The 20,414-nt window shown below is 38.1% G+C and carries 31 protein-coding genes and 2 pseudogenes; 12 read left to right on the top strand and 21 right to left on the bottom strand.

The genetic code is table 11. The features are described from left to right. A partial coding sequence (locus O0550_RS23375; protein ID WP_258427037.1) for a YolD-like family protein occupies window positions 1-253 on the bottom strand: 253 nt, incomplete at its 3' end. Window positions 254-490: 237 nt separating this feature from the next. Between O0550_RS23375 and O0550_RS23370 the strand changes: the two genes are divergently transcribed. Next, on the top strand, window positions 491-841 hold the full coding sequence (locus O0550_RS23370) for a hypothetical protein (RefSeq protein WP_258427335.1): 351 nt from the start codon (window positions 491-493) through the stop codon (window positions 839-841). Between the two features lie 230 nt (window positions 842-1,071). Here O0550_RS23370 and O0550_RS23365 read toward each other — a convergent pair whose 3' ends face one another. The 7 genes from O0550_RS23365 to O0550_RS23335 form a co-directional block, all read right to left on the bottom strand. Then, window positions 1,072-1,701: a glycoside hydrolase family 73 protein gene (locus O0550_RS23365; RefSeq protein ID WP_003343565.1), complete on the bottom strand. Its 630-nt coding sequence runs from the start codon at window positions 1,699-1,701 to the stop codon at window positions 1,072-1,074. Continuing rightward, the gene (locus O0550_RS23360) at window positions 1,698-1,937 is read right to left on the bottom strand and encodes a hypothetical protein (protein ID WP_003343567.1); all 240 of its coding nucleotides are present in this window, start codon (window positions 1,935-1,937) and stop codon (window positions 1,698-1,700) included. Before O0550_RS23360 ends, O0550_RS23365 begins: the two co-directional genes overlap by 4 nt. A gap of 3 nt (window positions 1,938-1,940) precedes the next feature. Continuing rightward, window positions 1,941-2,174, bottom strand: coding sequence for a BhlA/UviB family holin-like peptide (locus O0550_RS23355; RefSeq protein ID WP_003343569.1), 234 nt, complete (start codon window positions 2,172-2,174; stop codon window positions 1,941-1,943). A 143-nt stretch (window positions 2,175-2,317) separates the two neighbouring features. Beyond that, window positions 2,318-2,464 carry a CD1375 family protein gene (locus tag O0550_RS23350; protein ID WP_003343571.1) on the bottom strand — a complete coding sequence of 49 codons (147 nt, stop codon included), beginning with the start codon at window positions 2,462-2,464 and terminating at the stop codon, window positions 2,318-2,320. Continuing rightward, window positions 2,464-2,664, bottom strand: coding sequence for a hypothetical protein (locus tag O0550_RS23345; protein WP_003343573.1), 201 nt, complete (start codon window positions 2,662-2,664; stop codon window positions 2,464-2,466). The genes O0550_RS23350 and O0550_RS23345 overlap by 1 nt, the downstream gene beginning before the upstream one ends. Next, complete coding sequence (locus O0550_RS23340; RefSeq protein WP_050816525.1) at window positions 2,664-2,909, bottom strand: hypothetical protein; 246 nt, start codon at window positions 2,907-2,909, stop codon at window positions 2,664-2,666. Before O0550_RS23340 ends, O0550_RS23345 begins: the two co-directional genes overlap by 1 nt. Continuing rightward, the gene (locus tag O0550_RS23335; RefSeq protein WP_003343577.1) at window positions 2,855-3,727 is read right to left on the bottom strand and encodes an Ig-like domain-containing protein; all 873 of its coding nucleotides are present in this window, start codon (window positions 3,725-3,727) and stop codon (window positions 2,855-2,857) included. Before O0550_RS23335 ends, O0550_RS23340 begins: the two co-directional genes overlap by 55 nt. On the opposite strand from O0550_RS23335, the gene O0550_RS23330 reads away from it, so the two are divergent. From O0550_RS23330 to O0550_RS23320, 3 genes are all read left to right on the top strand, one after another. Continuing rightward, complete coding sequence (locus O0550_RS23330) at window positions 3,722-3,988, top strand: hypothetical protein (RefSeq protein ID WP_003343580.1); 267 nt, start codon at window positions 3,722-3,724, stop codon at window positions 3,986-3,988. The genes O0550_RS23335 and O0550_RS23330 overlap by 6 nt on opposite strands. A 239-nt stretch (window positions 3,989-4,227) precedes the next feature. Then, window positions 4,228-5,028 carry a hypothetical protein gene (locus tag O0550_RS23325; RefSeq protein ID WP_003343582.1) on the top strand — a complete coding sequence of 267 codons (801 nt, stop codon included), beginning with the start codon at window positions 4,228-4,230 and terminating at the stop codon, window positions 5,026-5,028. Window positions 5,029-5,060: 32 nt separating this feature from the next. Further along, window positions 5,061-5,444: a hypothetical protein gene (locus O0550_RS23320; RefSeq protein ID WP_003343584.1), complete on the top strand. Its 384-nt coding sequence runs from the start codon at window positions 5,061-5,063 to the stop codon at window positions 5,442-5,444. Window positions 5,445-5,785: 341 nt separating this feature from the next. Here the strand turns inward: O0550_RS23320 and O0550_RS23315 are convergent, their stop codons facing one another. The 8 genes and pseudogenes from O0550_RS23315 to O0550_RS23280 form a co-directional block, all read right to left on the bottom strand. Beyond that, on the bottom strand, window positions 5,786-6,637 hold the full coding sequence (locus tag O0550_RS23315; protein WP_258427334.1) for an ArdC family protein: 852 nt from the start codon (window positions 6,635-6,637) through the stop codon (window positions 5,786-5,788). A gap of 58 nt (window positions 6,638-6,695) precedes the next feature. Beyond that, window positions 6,696-7,016: a hypothetical protein gene (locus O0550_RS23310; protein WP_003343588.1), complete on the bottom strand. Its 321-nt coding sequence runs from the start codon at window positions 7,014-7,016 to the stop codon at window positions 6,696-6,698. A 618-nt stretch (window positions 7,017-7,634) separates the two neighbouring features. Then, window positions 7,635-7,946: a hypothetical protein gene (locus O0550_RS23305; RefSeq protein ID WP_258427333.1), complete on the bottom strand. Its 312-nt coding sequence runs from the start codon at window positions 7,944-7,946 to the stop codon at window positions 7,635-7,637. A gap of 292 nt (window positions 7,947-8,238) precedes the next feature. After that, window positions 8,239-8,376 (bottom strand): annotated as a pseudogene (locus O0550_RS24880) (YolD-like family protein); the annotation flags it as partial. Window positions 8,377-8,770: 394 nt separating this feature from the next. Next, window positions 8,771-9,010 (bottom strand): hypothetical protein, encoded by a 240-nt coding sequence (locus O0550_RS23295; RefSeq protein ID WP_258427332.1) that lies wholly within the window; start codon window positions 9,008-9,010, stop codon window positions 8,771-8,773. A 2-nt stretch (window positions 9,011-9,012) separates the two neighbouring features. Next, a complete protein-coding gene (locus O0550_RS23290) occupies window positions 9,013-9,375 on the bottom strand; it encodes a hypothetical protein (protein WP_258427331.1) in 363 nt (120 codons plus the stop codon). Between the two features lie 68 nt (window positions 9,376-9,443). Then, on the bottom strand, window positions 9,444-9,764 hold the full coding sequence (locus O0550_RS23285) for a hypothetical protein (protein ID WP_003343591.1): 321 nt from the start codon (window positions 9,762-9,764) through the stop codon (window positions 9,444-9,446). 443 nt (window positions 9,765-10,207) lie between these two features. Beyond that, the gene (locus O0550_RS23280; protein ID WP_003343593.1) at window positions 10,208-10,336 is read right to left on the bottom strand and encodes a hypothetical protein; all 129 of its coding nucleotides are present in this window, start codon (window positions 10,334-10,336) and stop codon (window positions 10,208-10,210) included. 103 nt (window positions 10,337-10,439) lie between these two features. Here O0550_RS23280 and O0550_RS23275 point away from each other — a divergent pair, with 103 nt between their 5' ends. The 3 genes from O0550_RS23275 to O0550_RS23265 all read left to right on the top strand — a co-directional run bounded on the left by O0550_RS23275 (window position 10,440) and on the right by O0550_RS23265 (window position 13,497). Next, window positions 10,440-11,336: a helix-turn-helix domain-containing protein gene (locus tag O0550_RS23275; protein WP_258427330.1), complete on the top strand. Its 897-nt coding sequence runs from the start codon at window positions 10,440-10,442 to the stop codon at window positions 11,334-11,336. A 51-nt stretch (window positions 11,337-11,387) separates the two neighbouring features. After that, on the top strand, window positions 11,388-11,720 hold the full coding sequence (locus tag O0550_RS23270; RefSeq protein WP_258427329.1) for a hypothetical protein: 333 nt from the start codon (window positions 11,388-11,390) through the stop codon (window positions 11,718-11,720). A gap of 424 nt (window positions 11,721-12,144) precedes the next feature. Continuing rightward, window positions 12,145-13,497 (top strand): catalase, encoded by a 1,353-nt coding sequence (locus O0550_RS23265; protein WP_258427328.1) that lies wholly within the window; start codon window positions 12,145-12,147, stop codon window positions 13,495-13,497. A 159-nt stretch (window positions 13,498-13,656) separates the two neighbouring features. Here the strand turns inward: O0550_RS23265 and O0550_RS23260 are convergent, their stop codons facing one another. The 4 genes from O0550_RS23260 to O0550_RS23245 form a co-directional block, all read right to left on the bottom strand. After that, entirely contained in the window at window positions 13,657-13,995 is a 339-nt protein-coding gene (locus O0550_RS23260) for a cupin domain-containing protein (RefSeq protein ID WP_003333727.1), read from the bottom strand. A gap of 31 nt (window positions 13,996-14,026) precedes the next feature. Beyond that, complete coding sequence (locus O0550_RS23255; protein WP_258427327.1) at window positions 14,027-15,010, bottom strand: ABC transporter substrate-binding protein; 984 nt, start codon at window positions 15,008-15,010, stop codon at window positions 14,027-14,029. Window positions 15,011-15,097: 87 nt separating this feature from the next. After that, a complete protein-coding gene (locus O0550_RS23250) occupies window positions 15,098-15,925 on the bottom strand; it encodes a helix-turn-helix transcriptional regulator (RefSeq protein WP_003333729.1) in 828 nt (275 codons plus the stop codon). Window positions 15,926-16,188: 263 nt separating this feature from the next. Further along, window positions 16,189-16,698 (bottom strand): SRPBCC family protein, encoded by a 510-nt coding sequence (locus O0550_RS23245; RefSeq protein WP_258427326.1) that lies wholly within the window; start codon window positions 16,696-16,698, stop codon window positions 16,189-16,191. A 403-nt stretch (window positions 16,699-17,101) separates the two neighbouring features. Here O0550_RS23245 and O0550_RS23240 point away from each other — a divergent pair. The 5 genes and pseudogenes from O0550_RS23240 to O0550_RS23220 form a co-directional block, all read left to right on the top strand. Beyond that, window positions 17,102-17,516: pseudogene (locus tag O0550_RS23240) on the top strand (IS4 family transposase); the annotation flags it as partial. Window positions 17,517-17,727: 211 nt separating this feature from the next. Beyond that, the gene (locus O0550_RS23235; RefSeq protein WP_258427325.1) at window positions 17,728-18,303 is read left to right on the top strand and encodes an HD domain-containing protein; all 576 of its coding nucleotides are present in this window, start codon (window positions 17,728-17,730) and stop codon (window positions 18,301-18,303) included. A 21-nt stretch (window positions 18,304-18,324) separates the two neighbouring features. Next, window positions 18,325-18,915: a TetR/AcrR family transcriptional regulator gene (locus O0550_RS23230; RefSeq protein ID WP_258427324.1), complete on the top strand. Its 591-nt coding sequence runs from the start codon at window positions 18,325-18,327 to the stop codon at window positions 18,913-18,915. A gap of 49 nt (window positions 18,916-18,964) precedes the next feature. Beyond that, window positions 18,965-19,141, top strand: coding sequence for a hypothetical protein (locus O0550_RS23225; protein ID WP_231503543.1), 177 nt, complete (start codon window positions 18,965-18,967; stop codon window positions 19,139-19,141). Window positions 19,142-19,366: 225 nt separating this feature from the next. Further along, the gene (locus tag O0550_RS23220; RefSeq protein ID WP_050816526.1) at window positions 19,367-19,600 is read left to right on the top strand and encodes a hypothetical protein; all 234 of its coding nucleotides are present in this window, start codon (window positions 19,367-19,369) and stop codon (window positions 19,598-19,600) included. Between the two features lie 216 nt (window positions 19,601-19,816). Here O0550_RS23220 and O0550_RS23215 read toward each other — a convergent pair. Next, the coding region (locus tag O0550_RS23215) for a hypothetical protein (RefSeq protein ID WP_258427323.1) at window positions 19,817-20,414 on the bottom strand (598 nt) is incomplete at its 5' end.

Here is a 20,414-nt window from a genome sequence, read left to right as displayed (position 1 = left end):
CAAACTTCTCTACCCATCCCCAAGCGGATTCTATAACGCCTCTGCCCTCTTTCGTTTCTTTCCAACAGCTAATTGTAAAGGCATAGTCATACTGACGTGAGTCAGATATCCTGTAACAAAACTCGGCTAGCTCATCCTCTTCAATGATCGGCTTCTCAATCAGTTTCTTATCTTCGTGATACTGACGTAACATTTCTGCATGTTCTGGCAAGATGAATTTCGTTACAAGTGGATCAAGAATTTTGCTAGCCATCAAAACATCTCCTTAAAATACGAATATGTGTTCTTATTTTATTAAATCTTGAAGAGTCTATGCAATGGGTAAAATTACATGTTCAATAAATCTGGTAAACAATAAAAAATAAATTTTAAAAAATGTATTATATTTACATTTATACAAATATTATGATATAATTAAGAGGTAATAACCTAACCCTTAAGGAGAGTGATCATTTTGAGAAAAGCTTTAGTTGCTTTAGGAGTACTTGCAATGATTACAGCCGCAGTTCCAGCATCAGCTTCAACTCAATTCTCTGAACCTAAGGAAATTACAGCATATGGAGATGTACAGTTTGGACAGACGGTTACGCATAACGTTGCTGGATATTCTAGTTCCAGTACAGACTTTCTGGATTTAGGTAAGTATGGTAGTCATACAATTGTAGTTCATGCAATAGGTAATGTATCTGATGTAACGGTCCATGTTAATGGGGTGCCTACGAATTCTAGACTTCAAGCTGGAAATAATTATTTTAACGTTACGGGAAGCACAGTAACCTTTAAATATTATGGTAAATCGACTGGAACTAAATCCTTCAAAGTTACGTACTCTAAACAATAGGCATATAGTTTTTTGAAAGTTTCACTAAGGCTATAAAATAGGTTTCCAACAGTTTAGATTTTACTTCTCTGTTGGAAACCTTTTATTATTCACATCCTAAAAATCCCTTTCAGTTTCACCATTTAATTATTTCTGTACATGGTTAACACTTGATAGCCCTCACTTTTAGTAGCCCAATTCTGTTACAAAATCTCATATAAATCAACTTGGTTGCTGACAGATTTCATCAACTAATTTTTATTCTGTGGTTCCTGTCCACTCGCGACGCGCAACTCATCAGCCAATTGCCCAATACGTTTTTTTCGAGCTTGGTCATTCCATTCATTGGCTGTATGCCATGCTGCCTGTAAGTAAATATCTATAATTTCGTTCGCTACCTCTGGTTTCATCGTTATTTCCTCCTTGTCATATTTAGCTAGACCGTACTTTTCAATCAATCCAATTAGCTTACCTGGATAATCCGGATCAGTGGCATATCCTCCTTTGTGAATAGCATGGCAAGCAGTTTTATAATTAGCACCTATCACGCCATGATAGCGCGTTGGCTTGTCTCTTGTACCGTTTAAGATTAGTTTAGAATGGTCTGCAATAGACTCTCCCCAATTATTGTAAGCTCTGAAATTAGCTGTGATAGTTGTCCATTTACCGTTGTAATTCTCCTTTGTAGGCATAGCGCAAACGCCTGCTGGGCCTGTTCCTTTGATGCCAAAGAGGTTGTTTCCTTTCTTGGTTAGTCCACTTTCCCCCCAAGCTGATTCCAGGATCGCCTGAGCTATTGTAAGGGATGCAGGTATCTTAGTTTTCTTCATGTCTGCTACAGCACTAGGTGCAATCTTAACTATAAAGTCTTGTGGTTTCATTGCTTGTTCCCTCCATCCGGTTTTACATAGCTATAAGCTCCCGCAGCTGTTAATCCCACGACCACCGCTGTTAGTAGATTGGTTTTTAATCCTCCGTTTGGAAGAAAGACGAAAAGGGCCGAAAAAGCCATAGCAACTAATGGAGCAAATTTGTTTGGAACCCCAAAGCCTTTAGCCACACCCGTAAGCGCCGCAACAATTGCGGCTAATGTAGCGATATCAGTGGTCATCTCCATTCCTTATCCCACCTTTTCTTTTAGTTCTTGGACATCACTACCAAGTTCAGCTAAACTCCGTTCAATCTGTTGCAAGGTAGTTGTATTTCTTTCGAGCTGAATCACCATTTTCTCGTTGTGTTTCATGAGTGTTGCTTCACGTTCTTTTCCATCTTTTTTGGTAGAAAAAAGCAACCATACAAATAATAGAGCAAATGGCCCTTGGGACATCACTGCCTTGTAAATCATTTCTTCCATGCTTCCCCTCTCCTTATCACCCCCTTGTAAATCATTTCTTCCATGCTTCCCCTCTCCTTATCACCCCCTTTGGGGCAAAAGTAAAAAGGGAGCCTATTAGCTCCCTATGAAAAAACGCCCTCTCCAGATCGGAAAAGGCGTAACTATTTTTGCAAAGCTAAATATTCAGCGACTGGCACTTGATAATTTTCTGGTACAGATTTCTCTTCCGTTCCCATAGGATCAATTAACCACTCGCCTGATTTCACAAGCACAGCATATACAGGTATCATATATTTTTTAACTGACATTACTCAGCACCTCCTTTCTCTAGTTCAACAATTCGCTGTTCCAGTTGCTCTATCGTAGTGTGTAATAACCCTATTTCCCTGCTTAACTCTGTTATTGCCTCTAGTGCCGCTAATAACTCCGGACGTAACGGCTCATGATGCCCAGGAGTCTCCACCACACCGCCAAGTGTCCCGTCTGGATTTCTTTTGATATATTCCACTAGCTAATCACCCCCACTAGCATGACAGCTGCTTCTTTTGCACTTACATTGGTCCTACTCAATGTCAGCTTGAATGTAACGTCTGACTTTGCTGTAGCTACAGTACTTATCAACTCATCTTCTGTAATTGAAGTAGTAAGATCAACACTTTCCTTGGTCATGGCTGTATATTGCTCTGGCAGTCCTTTATCTACAAAAGAAGCTTCAGCATCAACGACTGATTGCCTTTTTCTCTCTTTAACCAAGCAAGTATTTCTCTAGCTGATCCTTTCGGTGCTAAGATTTTATAACGGGCAACAGCTTTCTTCATAGGTTTTTCTGTTACAGCGTTATTGATGGTAAAAGTATTTACGGTATAGGCTCCGAATTGATCTGTAGCCGTTATGGTCACGGTGTTAGACCCCGCTTTAAGATCACTCACTTTACACGTATAAGACCAGTTTCCACTTGTTACACCATTAAGTAATGTTTGATCTGTACCGCTGTTGAGCTTACCTTTTACCGTGAGTGTATTTCCGTCTGGATCGGATGCCGTACCTGAGAGAGTAATAGAATCCGGTGGAATTAAACCAGATTGAACAGCATGGAAAGTACTAACGGTAAGAATAGGAGCTTTATTGTGCTTAACGGTAAAAGTACGGGTGACGACATCAGATTTACCACCTTGGTTATCTTCAACCCAGATCGACAACGTATGATTGGTTCCCTCTGCCAGAAATCCTGATACATCCAAGGTATCATCGAACAGTCTACCGCCTCGGTAGGTTAGTGTCTTGGCAAAAGAAATAGGCGTTCTACCGTTGGATACTCCAGATTGCAACGCCCTAGTGGTGCCGTTGTTGATTTGACATTTGAATACAAGAATATCCCCGTTGTTTAAATCTGATGCAGTTCCTTGGATGTTTACTTTATCGTTCTCTTTTAAAATTTGATTGTCAGGTGGAGTCGAAAGTGTAAATTTCGGTGGCTCGTTTAAGAGAGTGATTACAACGAGACCGTTACCTTCACGTACACCTGCGGTCGTGGATCCGAGCGGAGGTCGAACACGAAGCGGACGTTGCAATACCAGGTTAAACTAAACAACGTAGTAAAAAAAGATTGGACAGCGATTGGTAAGAATCAGCCCGTAAGCTATACATTTAAAAATGCTAATATAACGGCAGGAGTATTACCCTTCACGATAGTTGTTCGTGATAGTGAGGGTGGTGAAAAACCGAAAACCAACGCATTACCATCACCACCAACGACTTTACCGTTAACATCACCGCAAACGATTCCGATCCAGACGTTAACATCCCGCAAGGAAAACAAAGAAAACCCTTGATAGTAAAGGGTTTTCTTTCATTCAAATTAGATTGAACAATACGAATTAGTCCGCTAACCACAGAATTTCCGCGAATTGCCTGGAAGCTATCATTGTCCGTATATATTTATATATGCATTTTTTTACTAAAAAATATATTTTTCTATTTAATACTAAATATTACCATGAAGTCTTCCGATATATTATTTGGATATATTTGTATATCTACTATTATCCCAAAAAATATTAGGAGGATGAACATGGTATCAGTTTCTAGTGCTTCAAATTTTTACAGGCAAAATATGAACAGCGCAAAAGAAGTAATGGCTTTAAGAAATCAACAGGAACAACGTAACAATGATAATCTGCAAGGTAATATTCAAAACGATAGGATTCAAATATCAAAAGAAGGTAAGCAACTATATCTTGCTAGCGCTTCAGCTAGCTCTAGTTCATGGTGGGATGATTTAAAGGATACGGCTTCTGATTGGATAGATTCTAGTAAGAGATGGTTAGTTGATGCTGGTAATTTTTTATTAGACGCTGCCAAAGCAGGACTGGATTTCTTAATTTTAGATGATGTAAAAACAATTTTTGATCCAAAAGCTAGTGATGCAGAAAAAGGGTTCGCAATACTCTCTCTATTTCCTGCTGGAAAGGGAGCAAAAGTCGGAAAAAAAACGTATGACTTACTGAAAAAATACGGTGATGATGTAATTGATCTTGCCAATGATGTCCTAAAAGGACGGCAGAAGATTGGGAGATATTTTGTAAAGTCAAGGATCGATGAAGATAGAGTGATCTTAAAAGAAACAGAAAAAGCTATGAGAAATACGCAGGTTCAGAAAGAAGCAAATGATTTGGTTGAACGATTTTTAAGAGGTCATGATACGCCAGGCAAAGGAACAAAACCTGTCTTTGGGAATGTTTTTGAATTACGAGGAAAAGAAGGGGCTAGGGTTTATTATAGATTAAAAGGTGATACTTTTGAGATATTAGGTAAATCAGATAAAAACAATCAACAGGATGTCATTAACCGTTTGAAGAAACTATATAACTAGTAATTACTTTAACTATTAAAGGGGCAATTTGAATGAATCATGTAAAAAAACATCAAAAAAAATGTATATGGATAGAATCAGAAGAATGTGAAGCAGAGTTTGATCCATACGATGATAATACTGATGTCATAGTGTCCTTTCCAGATAGAACAAGGTACATTGCATCATTCTTTACTTATAAAAATATTGAAACACTTACAAAAAAGAATCAAACATCTAGTGAAAATATGAGTGGACTCTATTTTTGGGCTAGTGACATGGTTCTAGTCGATAACGTCAAGCCTGAGACAATTGAAGCTATTGTAGACCACTTAATTGCAGAAGAAAACTTTGATACTCTATTTACGAAGATTACAGATGTATCTCCTGAGTCTGATCATCTGTATCCTTTAGGATTTTTTGATTCATCAAACTAAAATTTCAACGAAAAAAACACTCGCCAGATATTGTATGGATAGTCAGAGTATTAAGAAAGTCCCCTTTCGCCAAAAGGGGACTTTTCATGTCATTTTAGGGATTACAACTCTCACTACTCAAGAAAAGCGTTGTAAAACATTGGCCATCCATCTTCATCACGATGTTGATAATTGTTTATGGATTTAATCTCTATAATATTTTAATTGTTCATTACCATTCCAGATTTCCTTTTTGATTTTAGTATTCAATTCTATGTTTAAGGTTTTGAATCCTAAACTAACCTTATCGACTGATATTAACCTAATGTATCAAGAAAGAGACTTGATATTCCTCTTTTTCATTAGATATCATACTGGACGTCAAGAATCAGATCCACTCCTTTTTGTGCCTGTGCAGCAGCTTGAATTATTAATTTTGGATCATCTTCAAGTTTTCTTAACCAGGAACTAATATAGGAGGCACTATTCTCAATCGTGCTATTATCAATTCCACATACGCCACAAAGCATGGCTGCACCTAATTCAGCAATTAATTCTTCCCGAGAATATATTTCTGAACCATAGCTAATTTTTCCAATTATACCGCTACGCTTCAGTCTCGTTCTGTGCCCAGTACTATGCAAACATTCATGAAATAGCGTACTATAAAATTCTTCGACACTTTTAAAATCACACATCGATGGAATTCTAATCAAATCAAAGAGAGGACTATATGAAGCTCTATTATAGCCAAACTTTATTGTAGGAGCATTTCTATATCCTTTTATAATGGCTTCCGCTTCTTCAATCGGGTTGTGATCGTATACTTCCTTGTCTTTTCTTTTACTTAATAAACCTTCACACTGTGTATTGATTTCATAAACTTTATAGTATCGGATATACGGTATTTTTTTTGTAGTCTCACTGTCAAGTTCGGCATTACTGTCTTCATCGTCATTAACATCTAACCATGTCCAAAAAACAATCATATGTCCTTTTTCCTTTTCTTTTATTTTACCTCCAGCATTTTTGATTTGTTTTTTTGTGGCATATTCCCCAGGCTCAAGTAGCATGGTATTTATTCCCCTATAAGGTTTTTGAGTAACCCAATTAACAGCCAATCCAATTGAGTTCCAAGGCTTTCTCCATGGGACAACTCCTTCTTCTAATAATTTTATGATTTTATTTGTTATAATCCCGTATACCTTACTCATCTAGTACCTCTCCCTTTAAAGAGAAAGATCCCTTACATCAAAGTAAGGGATCTTTCTCTTATCGTTTAATTAGTTGGTTTATCTCTTTTTCAATTTGATTCATTCTTGCCTTGCATTTATTCATCTTTTCTAAACAACTTAGATACCTCTTCATTAGCTTAGCTGTTTCTCTCATGACTGGATTATTCATGTAAAGAAAACAACCACCTTCATTCAGTATTGCTCTCATTTTATTTTTTTCAGCATAAAACTCCTTCTTTAGATCTTGGTATTCTTTACTACGTATTTGAACCAATTTATTTTGAATAAGTTCATACGTCGTACATTGAATACTGCTAGTATTAGTGTCAATGTAACAATGCGCTAATTGATTTTTCATGTAATGAACTCCTTTAGTTTTGAGAATTTTTTTGATATATATTGTTTTTTAGTATTTTTAATTCTTGAATTAGCTGATTAATAGCGTGGGAAGTTTACATGTAACCACCAATTATTCACTTGAAGTACTTCTAAGAACACCACATCCTCATATCTAGTATTAGGTTGCTGATCTATTTTGCTTCAACATTTCAGCTGACTAATCATTTACACTTCGAGTACTCTTTTTTAATGTATAGGCAACAAAAAAAGCTCTTTATGAACACATAAACCCATATTGGGTACATGTGCTCACAAAGAGCTGATTTATTTTGGTTAACTGCTCAGTACTTACAAGTTTTTCAACTGTAAGATGGCCAAAAAAAAACAAATAGAATTTGAATACATTATAGTATAGGGCCAACGACCTGTAAATATATTTGTTGATGTTAAACCAATATTCTACTCTTCATCGAGTAAATTTGACACCTTGCTGGTTATGTTAAAGTGACTAAATATCTCTCTGATCTTCAAGAAGAGAATCCGGCTGCTGACTACATTACATATCTTTACCCTTTAATAAAGAAAGATTTAATTCAAGCAGTGAAGCAACTGATTTCAAGATATGTTATTCAATATATTAATTAATCTTTTCTTTTCTGATTACTAGCCCCCACCACACAAGTAGGTATACGTATCCTACTATTGAATAAATAGTCCACATCTCTCCTTGTTGTAATTGACCTCTAAAATATTCAAACTCATTTAATCCATCTTGTCTTTCAATACTATGAATTAAACCTATTAAGGGAATCGTACACACAAAAATAATTGTAAAACTAGATACTATTCTTAAAACCTGTTTTTTAACAAGGCTGGATAAAGCCGTTTTTAATGTTGTTAACAAAAATAAGTAATATATAATCCAAAACCAATTAGGAAGAGTTTCCACTTGTTTTTTACTCCTTTAAAATATCTTATCGAGATTCGTCCATAATAAATAATCCATAAAATATATAGGGTCCTCTTATATCATGAGATTCTTAATGACTTTGCCGTCATACCAACAGGGTTACCTTATAGTTTCAAAAACGAGGTATGTAAAGAATTCTTTTTTCTTACCTTTAAAAAAATAAAGGAGCAACTGGAAAATAAAAGTGGCGGCTTCTACGTGGGCTGTATTCACAGTCGTTGGCTGGTAGAGAGAAAATATCCAGCGTAGCGTTTGTTATATTTAAACAAGGTTCTACACTAATCACATCTTCTACAGGAATCCACCAAAAATCCTCATCGTTTTTTAGCTTGATCCGCTTAAACGTTGAATCAAATTTATCTACCCATCCCCAAGCAGATTCAATTACTCCTCTACCCTCTTTTTCTTGGATCGCACAAAAAAGCCCTAATTTAGAGGGCTTTTGTTTTGCTAAATTCATCTGAGGAAACCTTGCTTTTCTTTTCAGCTGTAACCTACTCCCCATCATCAATTTATTTGTTTTATGTCTTCTCATTTTCCATGTTTCCACGCTAAAATAAAATAGGTTAACAAGCACCCCCCTATGGAAATTCTTTTTATTAAATTAAATAACCAAAACCCTCCTCTGCCATTGTAGGTTTCATAAAAAAACAATGCTAAACCTCCTATTAAGGCTAACGCCGAAAATATTAAACCTAGCTTTATTCTAGTTCTGACAACCATTTTATTCACCCCATTTCATTTTAACTGTGCACTTAATATTAAAAAGCATAAAAGCCAAGAAAAAATCTTGGCTTCTTAACTCAATAACCATCAACTAAACTCGTTTTTACATCTTCCCAATTTTTATATCTTAAAAGCTCCCTACAATTTTGATTATACTTGGCGGCATTTTCACTATAGTTAAGTCTTTTTAGAGTCGCATATCCTTTCGAAGTAAGCGTTTGGAAAGTTGAATAAGCCCCAGCATAAAACACGCAAATGGCTACCCACCCAGCTGGTCCTGTGCCATATCCAAGAACTAAACCTGCTAATCCCATCAAAGCTACGAACCACTCAAATGTATCTTCATAAAAGTCGTAATCCATATAATCAATAATGAATGATTCAAATTCATCAGCTTGTTTTTGAAATTTCGATAAACTACTTGCATTTTTGAGCTGCCAAGAGTACTCCCTTTAAGTTTCACATATTCGTGTGCATTTGCACTAAGAGCCTGTACTATAAATTTTCCAGTGGTTCTATCATAGTTATAGTAAGTATCATATGCGCCAGCACAATCTACTGATCCACCTTTGCAAGTAGCCTTCCCACTACTCTTTGCCAACTGTCTTTTAGTTTCAAACTTCTTCATTTCTTTATCCACGAATTCTAACTTTTTATAATCTATCCCTTTTTCTTCATTCAATAGGGTTTTTGTTTTGTTCCTAATAGCTTTTTTTTGATTTAATTCTTCCTCATAAACCTTAGATTCGGCTACTCCTGTATCAAAATTATTTGTAAACTCTGTGCTGTTATTTTGGTATTAATATAATCCCCATCTAAATCATATAAATCTTCAATTTTTTTAATTACTGTGCCAACCTCATCATTTGCTGTTCTAGTTAGAACAATGGAATTGACTACTTTTGTTCCTTGTTTTACATATAGTCCTTCTTCATTTTGTTCATCTGATAAAAAATCAGTTTCAAAACTTTCAACATTTTCCGATTCAGCTATTTTGGCAAATGCCGCGGAAGGCAATATGATTCCACATAGTAGTACAAAAGCTGAAAACATCGCAACAAATCTCTTCATACAATAACCTCCATTTAGCTCACTTCCAAATTACAAAACTTGAAAAGTAGCCTTTTGAATTAAAATATTTTTTGTGGACGTACTGACTGAAAAAGCTCCGTATCCATAAAAATTTTTGTTTTCCTTTGCATACAAGTAGGTGTTAAACTTAAATGGAGCAGTTCCAAGTGACGCTCATAAATAGGATGTTCCTAAGCTTTGGACGGCATGAAGGTTCATCCTATTTTTTCTTAATGATTTGATGATGTTCTTCTCTCCATATTAAAGACATTTCATTTATCCCCACCTCCTTGGTTAGTAATAAGTTAATGTTACCAACAAAGGTAATAGTTGTAAATCATTGTTAAAAAATAAACATTTCACCCATTTTCCTAACATCGTTTGTTTTCCTAACAAAAAAAATACTCCCCTTTCGAAAATAGAACGGGGAGTATTTTTTGATGTTATGCACCAATCTGATCTGACATTTGCTTGATGAATCCAGCATTTTCTTGAACAGGAAGCCAGTTTACACTTAACAATCCAAGTGACATCAATACGGCTAGAGATAAAATCGTAAGACGTTTTTTCACACGAAAACACCTCCGATCTAAAAGTTGAAAAATATTAAATTCATAGTATACTCGTTACTAATTAATGTCAATTTGTGTAAATAAAATATTTGGAGTGATCGTAGTGAATGTGATTGGCAGTCAGATAAAAAGATTCAGAACGAAATTAGGAATGACACAAGGGGAATTAGCAGAGGGGATATGCAGTCGTAGCTATATTAGTCAACTGGAAAAGGGCTACTCATTACCCTTACCTGAGTTGCTTACAAAGATAGCTGAACGTTTACAGGTACCCCTACCAGACCTCCACAAAGACTTTAACCGAGAGGAAATAGCGAAGGTAAACATACATAGAAATATTCGTGGTCTGGTTACTAATATTGAATCGTGTGATTGGCTAAAAGCACATAAGTATTTATTCCGACTTTCTAACGTGGAACTGAGCCAAGAAGAAAAAAGCGTCTATGTATGGGGAAAAGGTGCTCTTGCACGGTCCGAACAGAATTTCTATCAGTCAGCTGCGTATTTTTTAGAAAGTATTAACCTAGCGAGAGAAGCAGATGATCCTGATCCATTACTTCTTATTCGTCCTTTGACTTCGCTGGGAGAACTGTATGCCTCGATTGAAAAGCCTGAAAAGGCTATTGCTCTTCTACATGAGGCAGACAAGCTAGTTCTCCAACATGAAGTAAATGGAATACCTAGAGTTACTCTTTACTATGCCCTTGGATATATGCATGAAAGACTAGGTGAATATCACTCAGGCCTAGAAAGATTCCAACAGGCTGAGAAATTAAATTTACATTACTCATCACTTTATAAAAGTGGAGATATTTATATGGGGATAGCCGTATGTTTACGACACTTGATGCAGTATGAAGAAGCAATAACAGCTAACCAGAAAGCTCTAAATATTTTACAGTACTACAACGATCCTAAAAAAGAAGCTAGAATTGCAGGGGTAAATAACAACTTAGGAATTATTTACAGATGTATAGAAAAATATGATCTAGCTATTTAACATCTACAAAAGGCTATTGATATTCACAAAAAAATAGGATCAATCCACTGGATGAGCAATTCATGTATTGAACTTGCTAAAGTGTATAATCAGTTAGGGAGATATGAAGAAGCAAAGCTTATATGTGAGGAAGCCATTGATAATCACACCACGGAACATATATTGGCTGAGGCACACCTAACTCTTTCAGAATCCCTTTGTCATTTGGGAGAACAAAATCGAGCGTTGGATTCCATAGACCACTCTTTGGCTTATTTCTCGCAAACCCCAAATAATAGATTTTTTACAAAAGCTTCTCGCTTCACTGCTAAAATGGCGTTACAATTTGGAAAAGAAGTCGTTCATATTTATGATAAATACCTAGCAACTCCTAGTGTTAAGTGATAAGTTTGAATATTCAATAATATTAAATAAATTTCGTTTGAATAAAAAGTAGACTATCATTTTGACACGATACGATGATGAAAAAGAAGCCCTCCTTCTATGGTCTTACCCCTGTCAAGTAGACAGTTTGAAACAAGCCCTCGTCTAGGTGTTCAGTTAAAATTAAGTTTTAGACTGGAGTAGTTGATCCTACACAATTCACGGATAAAAAATCTCCCAGCCTTCCGAAAATTAGTTTTAGACTGAGCCTAATACATGAAACAGCGGCGACTTAAGACCTGAAAATAAAGTCTTAGACTCGCCGCTGTTTTTATTGAACTATCGAACCCGTTCATATTACGCCGCACTGTCATATTCGCATAGTAGCTCTTCATACATTTTGATATATCCATATAATTCGCATTCGGGCATGGGAGGTTGAAAGATGAACGAGAACAATGGAACTCTCTCTAACAAATGGTCCGGAGATACTCCGGATGCTGTTCATTCGCAGACGGTGAGTGAACGAGGCCCTGTATTGGAACAGGACAGCGTGCTGCATGAAAAGCTGGAGACTTTCATCCATTCGAAATTGTTGGAAAGGCCCGTGCATGTCAAAGGTTATGGCGCATTCGGCTACTTTCAGACCGTGCATGCCATGACGGCTTACACGCAGCTTTGTTTCTTGCAAAATCCGGGTCAGCAGGTCCCCGTCGCGGTAAGATTCTCCTTAGCTGTCAGCAACAAAGGCACGCCGGATACTTCCCGTAACGTGAGAGGATTCGCCACCAAGTTCTACACGGATCAAGGTGTGTTCGATCTTGTCTTTAACCATATCCCCGTGTTCCCCGTCCGAGACGCCATCCGCTTTCCCGAGTTTATCAATGCCCTCCTGCCATCGCCCGTTAACAACCTCATCGATCCGGAACGATTTTGGAGCTTCGTCGCCCGAGCACCGGAATCCACAACCTTTCTCGTCCATCTCTACTCCGACGCGGGAACTGTCAAGAGTCTTCGACACATCCCGGGGCACAGCGTCAATACTTACGTCTGGAAAAACGGGCAAGGTATCCGCACTTACGTGAAATATCATTGGATGCCTCTTGCGGGTGTGCAGTATATTGACCGTCAAGAAGCAGCCCGGCTCGCTTGCGAGAATCCGGATTTTGCCGGCAAGGACTTATACGATATGCTGAACGCGGGCAAAACGTTTGAATATGGGCTTTACGTGCAGCTGATGAACCCCCAAGATGAGTCCTCTCTCCCTTATGATCCGTTGGATAGTACTAAGGTATGGGATAAGCGACAATATCCCTTGCACCCCGTAGGAAGATTGGTATTAAATAGCAATCCAGATAATTATATGGAGCAAGTAGAAAAGTTGGCTTTCTCCCCTTCCAACCTGCTGGAAGGCGCAGAGTTATCGGACGATAAGATACTGCAAGGGCGTGCAAATATTTATTCGGATTCGCAGCGACGACGGCTTGGTCCGGATTTCCGCAAGATTCCGATTAATCATCAGCAGAACTGGACGCCCGATTCCCTTGTGACCAGCGGCAACGGGAGATTCGTGGAAGGACGCCTCGTGCGGTCCAACATTCCCAAGCAAGACGACTTCACGCAAGCCGGTGAGTATTATTGTGCCCTTGCCCCATTGCAGCAAGAACACTTGGTAGATAACCTGGCCGTCGATCTTGCCGGTATATCCCCCGAAACGCAAAATATCGTGCTCGGCTACCTGTACCAGGCGTCCTCCGAGCTTGCGGAACGTGTCGCCCGAAAGATCCAAACTTCATAAAGAATCGCATTGAGCAAAAACTTTCCGTTACTTATGATAAGGTTCACCTTAACGGATCTATCGGCGAAAAGTAAGAAGGAGCTGCCACAGAACATCTCATTCCAGCAAAAGTAGTTTTAGCTGTGTGTCTATGAATAGCGTTTTCGCATTGGCTGCTGTTCATTCGGACTCAGTACCGCCAGTGTTTATTACGCCTCTAGGCTCCACCAACATGATATGGCATTCCTTTTCGGCGAAAGGCTTATGATCGGCTCCCCCCGGGACAATAAACATCTCACCCTTGGAAATTTTCACTTGGCCATCACGAAAAGCAATGAACATCTCTCCTTCGAGCACAATAAATACCTTATCCGTCCCTTGATGCTCGTGCCACATAAAATCCCCAGCAATCTTAATGAGCTTAAATTGATAGTCATTTATTTCAGCAATGACTTTCGGAGACCAGAGATCGTTGAATGTAGATAGCTTCTCATTCAGATTAATAGCTTGGTAATGCATATATGAATCCCTCCTCATTTTTCTCGCCTTTTTAGAGCTTACGCAAGGCACTTGTTATATTTTGTAAAGCGTATTCGATAGCTAATGGGCCACCAGTAATAGCGGACACATCCATTAAATGAACATTTCTTTTCTTAACGGCATTGAGATTATTCCATACATTGCTTTGTTTTAAGTCATTCATTAATTTTTCCTTTTTGGTAATGTCACCGATAAGGAAAATATGGTCTGCTTCAACAGTTGATATTCCTTCAAACGTAGTAAATTTATTAGTCGTACCTTTAAATATATGGTCTGGTGTAAGTCCCAGTCCCTTCTCTTTATCAAACGCAAGTATATAGACCGGATTTCCTTCACCTAGGACATTAAACGTTTTTCCATCCCACGACAATATAAGGGCTACTGACTCTCCTTTAATCGATTTTAATGCTTCGCGCCCAGTTGTGATTTCTTTCATCATTTTATCAATGACTTTTTCCGCTTCATCTTCTTTTCCAATAATCTCGGCTACTGTACGGAGTCCATATTGCCAATCGTCATAGATGTCCTTGGATTTTAACGTAATGACTGGCGCAATCTTTCCTAGTGAATCATACATTTTTTCATGATTCTCAGTTGCTAAAATAATGTCAGGCTCTATCGATAGGATTTTTTCAATATTAGGTGATAATTTTTCTCCTAATTCATCAGCAGAATCCAGCTTTCCTTTTAAATAGGTTAAAGAAGATAGATACTCTTTTTCAGTAGAAGCAGCAGGCGGCTCACCTAATGCAATTAGTATTTCAGGATAAAAATACCATAATGAAGCAATATTCTCTGGTTGTTTCTCAATAACAATTTCTTTACCTAAGGCATCCTTAAATGTTCTTGGCCATTCAGTTGTATCTACCTTACCTGCTGTTGTAGATGCGCCTTCTGTCGTTGATCCTTTATTTTCAGCAGGTGTTTCATTACAACCTCCCAGTATGCCTGCTACTAATAACATGGAGATTAGCAGGCCTTTCATCTTTTGCATACGAAAATTCCTCCAACATCATGTTATCTTTCGTTTGCCATTAGTATAGAAAAGGAATGTTTAGATGAGAATGGATGCCTGTTGAAATTAGCATGGATTATTGATGAACTTCTCTCGATATTCAGTAGGAGAGATACCAAGTTGTTTCTTGAACACTCTACTAAAATAAAACGGGTCAGCAATTCCAACCGTTTGCGCAATTTGTTGTACAGACGCTCCACTTGTAAATAGCATTTCTTGCGCCATGTTTATACGATGTTTTAATATGTATTCCGCTGGTCCCATACCTGCATGTCTTTTAAATACATAAGACAGTCGATTTCGATTCACGTTATGTTGTTCTGCAAGCGATGCTATTGTAAGGCTTTGATCATAGTATTCATGAATATAATGAGATACCCGTTCGAACAAAGTTTGTGATTCACAGCTATTCTGCCTATTCACAACACATAATAAGGTTTCATTCAGTACATCACGAAACAGCATTTCGGTCTGAAACATCGATATGCCACCAGGCTGATTATACACATGCCAAAGGCGCATAATTAATTCAATCAGACGAGGAGATTGACCCGTTGATAATTCAAAATGCTGATGGGAAAAGCTTGTCTCTTCTAGTTCTGAGTTATATATCCGGTATAAAACAAGGATATATTCCCAGTTTGTGTTACCGAACATTTTTTGAGCTAGTTTCATTCTTGCACCGCCATGCACAACTTTTCCTGGCGAAAAGATATAAGGCGTTCCATTAAATTGAAATTGTACCTTCCCTGTAAGTGGAAACACAAACCCAGGAAAAGAATCTGTATATTCAGCGTAAGGTACACCTGGATTTTTCGCATATCGATATACTCCTTCTACTTGAAAAGGAATGTGTGCCAAATGCTCCGCTAACTGATTAACATCGATTTTCACGTTGCATACCTCATTTCAATAGTCGTTTGCCAGTAATACGTAAGATCGATCGTTGTACATCCTGTGCAGCTTCTTGATCAGAAGCAGATGAGGACTCTTGTTTATTTTACCATTATTGATAACGATTATCATTGTTAAGCTGTGCGGACAATAAAAATGCCGCACCCGCTAATGTTCAAACAGCGGGTAACGGCAAGTGTAAAGATAACTTTTCTGCTCACGGAACTTTGGACCAAAAAAAGACATCCTATTGGACGCTTTGGCTAGTTTTTTTCCTCCGACAAATATTGTTCAAGCTGATCAAAGGTCCCCCCGAAGCCCTGCTTCATGGAATCGAACATCCCCTCAAAGAAGTTGCGCTCTTCTTCAGTAGCATTGATCGGTCGGCTGCAAAGGGTTATTTGGGTTGTACCATTATTATCGCTCATCGTTACCTTATTTCGGATTTCGAGCGGGATCAAATCACTGAATGGAGACCTGACAATGTTTCCTGCCTCATCCGAAAAGCAGTTGATCCAGACAATCTTCTCGGGAGCCTTGATCTCCTGGTACACAAATTTACCCCACATTCGACTGCCACCAGGAGCTTGCATACTGTAGTGGAAAAATCCGCCCTCACGAAAATCGAGATGCTTTACACTTATTTCAAACCCTTTCGGCCCCCACCAGTGCTTCAGGTGCTCTGCTTCAGTCCATACTTGGAATACAAGTTCGCGTGGCGCATGAATCTCACGCGTTATTACTAACTCTTTGCTTTCCGAGTGGGGCGTCATATCGATTCCTCCATCAATCAGTATTCACTTTTAATTTACTATAAGTGCTTGGACGAGATGCCGTGCCCAACCGCGATTACTGACACCGCCAATATTATTAAACAAAGTTAATGCCTTTAAACATACCCACCCAGTTAAATATATAAATCTAATCATTACGAACTTTATTTCAAGGCAACTACTTTGTTAATGCTTGTAAATACTTGCCGTTACTTATGATAAGGCTCACCGCATAGCATGTAACAGTAAGACCAGATAGATGTTTGATGACTGCAATATAAATATAATGCTTCTGCATTGAACCACCTCATGAAACTGTTTCCGATCAAATCCGGGAGGGTCTTGGGATGGAAGAAATGCTGGTGTGATCATCGATTCTGGAAATGAACTCAGAAAGGAAAAGTCACCCGACCTGACCTTAACAATAGAGGAAGTCATCCGTATCTACTCCATGCGTTGGGACATAGAAGTCTTCTTTAAGTGCGCTAAATCCTTGTTACGCTTGCAAAAGGAGTTTCAAAGACTTTCATACAATCTGCTCGTCAGTCATACGACAATCGTATTTTTCTGCTCGCATAGCTGCATCGACAAAGCATCTACCACCGTACACTCGGAGGTTTGTTTTATTTGCTTTGCGATGAAGTTAGCGCCTTAGATTGGGTGGTAGCCTTACAATAACTTCTGAATTGATCAATGAAGTAACCACAAAGGCTAACAAGAAGCTTACAAAACTGATCCAAAGTCAACTTCAACAATGGATTGCCGGTTTGCCAAGTTATCTCAAGGCTTATCTGCCTATTTCAAGCTACGAGGTTTGAGTTACTGAGAAATGGTTGCATGATAGCTGGCTGCAGCAAGAAAATTATGATTACGTAAGCGAGAGTTAACGCGTATGGCGGCAATATTGATGCTAGCGGCAGCAACTATTGAAAACGAAATAGAAGTATGCTAATGCAAAAAGAGACCGAACGGTATCTTTTTACATTAGCATAGAAACACATATTTTTCTAACACAAAGGAGAGTAATACATGACTTCACTGTTTATTGTTCCAGAAAGCAAGCTGTCGGTTGATGCCACTCATTATGTGCGAGAACTTTCAACCCAAACATTATTCAATCATTTGATGAGAACATATGCTTTTGGATATATGATAGCTCAGAAGAATGATCTGAACATTGACATGGAATTGCTATATCTCGGTGCCATCATGCATGACTTGGGCTTGACCGAACCATTTGCAGACAGAGAGCGTACTTTTGAAATCGAGGGCGGAGAGGCGGCTTGCCATTTCTTGGTTCAACATGGTTATCCAATCGAAAAAGCGGAAATCGTACAAAAAGCGGTCGAACTGCACGCCACGGTCGAAGCAGAAAAAAAACAACCTGAGATTGCTCTGGTACATTTAGGGGTTATGGTTGATGCAGGTTTTCGGGTCGATCTTTTTCCAAAGGATCTTCTCCAGCAGATCATCGAAGACTATCCACGACTCGGGATTAATCAAAAAATGATCGAGCATTTTACTTACCAACTTCAGAAAAAAAACGATACGAAATTGATTCCGATTATCGAAGTAGCGAAACATCACTCCCATTTCAGTGAATGATGCAAACTGGAGGTGAAGGATATGAAAAAAGGTGAGCAAACCCGAAGACACATCATTTGCAAATCAGCCGAGCTTTTCAACCTTCAAGGATATGCTGGTGTCTCTCTCAACGAAATCATAAATGCTACGGGAATTCAGAAAGGGGGCATCTATAAACATTTCGTCAATAAGGATGAAATTGCGATGGAAGCCTTTGAATATGCCGCCGACACTGTATTCGAGCAATTTGTAGCAGCTGTCAGTTCTCGGCAATCTGCTATGGAAAAACTGATCAGTATGTTTGAACTGTACAGCAATGTGGTTGACTCTCCTCCATTTGTGGGAGGCTGCCCCGTGATGAACGCGGCCATTGAGTACGATGATGGGCATCCATTGCTGCGCGAGAAAACCCAGAATCGCATGCGAGACTTTATATCATTTATCAAGAACATCTTGTATGAGGGCATAACGAATGGGGAATTCAAATCGAGCATCGATCAAGATGGCGCAGCCTCTTTTCTTATGGCCGCGCTTGAAGGCGGGATTATGTTGAGCAAACTGGAAGCTGATAATCGGCATATTCATTACATTAAAGATCATGTATCTGCTTTTTTGAAGACATTGGAAGCCTAAGCCTCTGCATTTAGTTGACAAGAGCGCTGACCCCGAGGAGAACAGCATCTTGTCAAAAATTGAAACAGAAGGTTACGATCCATTGAATAACACCAAATCACGTTACCGACTATTGGTTGGAATCAGTATGTTATTGGTCCTTTACGTCATTGTAAAAAACTATATTATCGATCCTGAAGCCAAGGGATTTTTAACTCAAACTTCGCTAGTGACAACTAATACTTAAAGCTAATCCTTTGGAGTAACGGAAAGCGCTAGTTCAACAAAAACAGCGGTGAACAAAAGCTTTATTTTATATTCTTTGTTCGCCGGACAACTAACACTATCGTCTTAATCTGCTGATATAGCTACTATCAAGTACAATTTCTTTCCTAATCTTGTGTACCATCACTTGTGATACGGTTCACCGTACATGATCTTAAACTATCTTCCCTCTGTTTGTGGAGGTAGAATGAATTTTTCTTATGATTATGAGGAACTTATTGAGGAATTAAAAAGTGATCTAACTGAAGGTTTGATCTCAATGGGAGACAAAATCAAAATAGTTAGGGCACAAAAAGTCGCTAATCATTATTATCCCATAATTGACTACTATTACGGTGATAATGAACCTGATGAAAAATACGAGGAAATTCAAGTTACAAAGGTTCTTGAAGAAATGGAATATTATGACCAAATCCATTAAGTAGTTGAAGATGAAAAATGGGGAGAACCAATCTCCCCTAAACAATCATTTAATCCGATTTTATTTTTTAGCTATTGTAACATTTTGTTTTTCCCACGCTTGAGCAGTTCATACTCGTTCAAAGTTATGGAAGCCAAAGTTATTAGAAATCTATTCAAAGCTTGTAATCACGGATGCACAGCAAGAAAATAGTTCTCGATCGATTTTCGAGTATTGTCAGCTCCGCTGGTATACCCCAGCTCCTTTTGACTTACTCCCATCACGTAATAGATTTTGGAGAATATTAATCACTAAACCATAGAATTTCCTTGGTATCTTATTAACATCATCAAATACATCATCGTTTAATTCTGAATGAATATCTATGTTCCTTCTTTTAAAAATTGTTATTAAGGTTTGTATCATGTCAGTTTTCTTTATATGTGGACTAATTTGAAATATTAGATTCTGTATAACTGTTACCTCGTCCTCTGAAATGAAATTTGACTTGGCTAACAATTCTTTATCTTTATTTTTAGAAGCTAAGGTCCCTTTAAGATTATCCTCGAATATTACTATTTCCCTTTCTGGATCAAACCAATTCCTAAATGTAACGGGAAAAACCAATATTCCATTGTAGCAGCTATTTTCTTGTATACCATTCTGTTGAAGTAATTGGATATATTTATTCGAAGTTGCTTTCATTTCTTGATCCCTATTTGGCAAAATTACCTTTACATATTCTACATGTGATCCAATCCCTAATAACTGAAGACATTTCACAATACCATCGTTTATTGCTTCATCAACCTTTTCAATATGGATGTATGGTTTT

Source organism: Brevibacillus halotolerans, from assembly GCF_026891775.1.
GTDB classification, from domain to species: domain Bacteria; phylum Bacillota; class Bacilli; order Brevibacillales; family Brevibacillaceae; genus Brevibacillus_B; species Brevibacillus_B halotolerans.
Note: the sequence above shows the minus strand (reverse complement) of the source record. Positions and strands in the feature narration are given on the sequence as shown.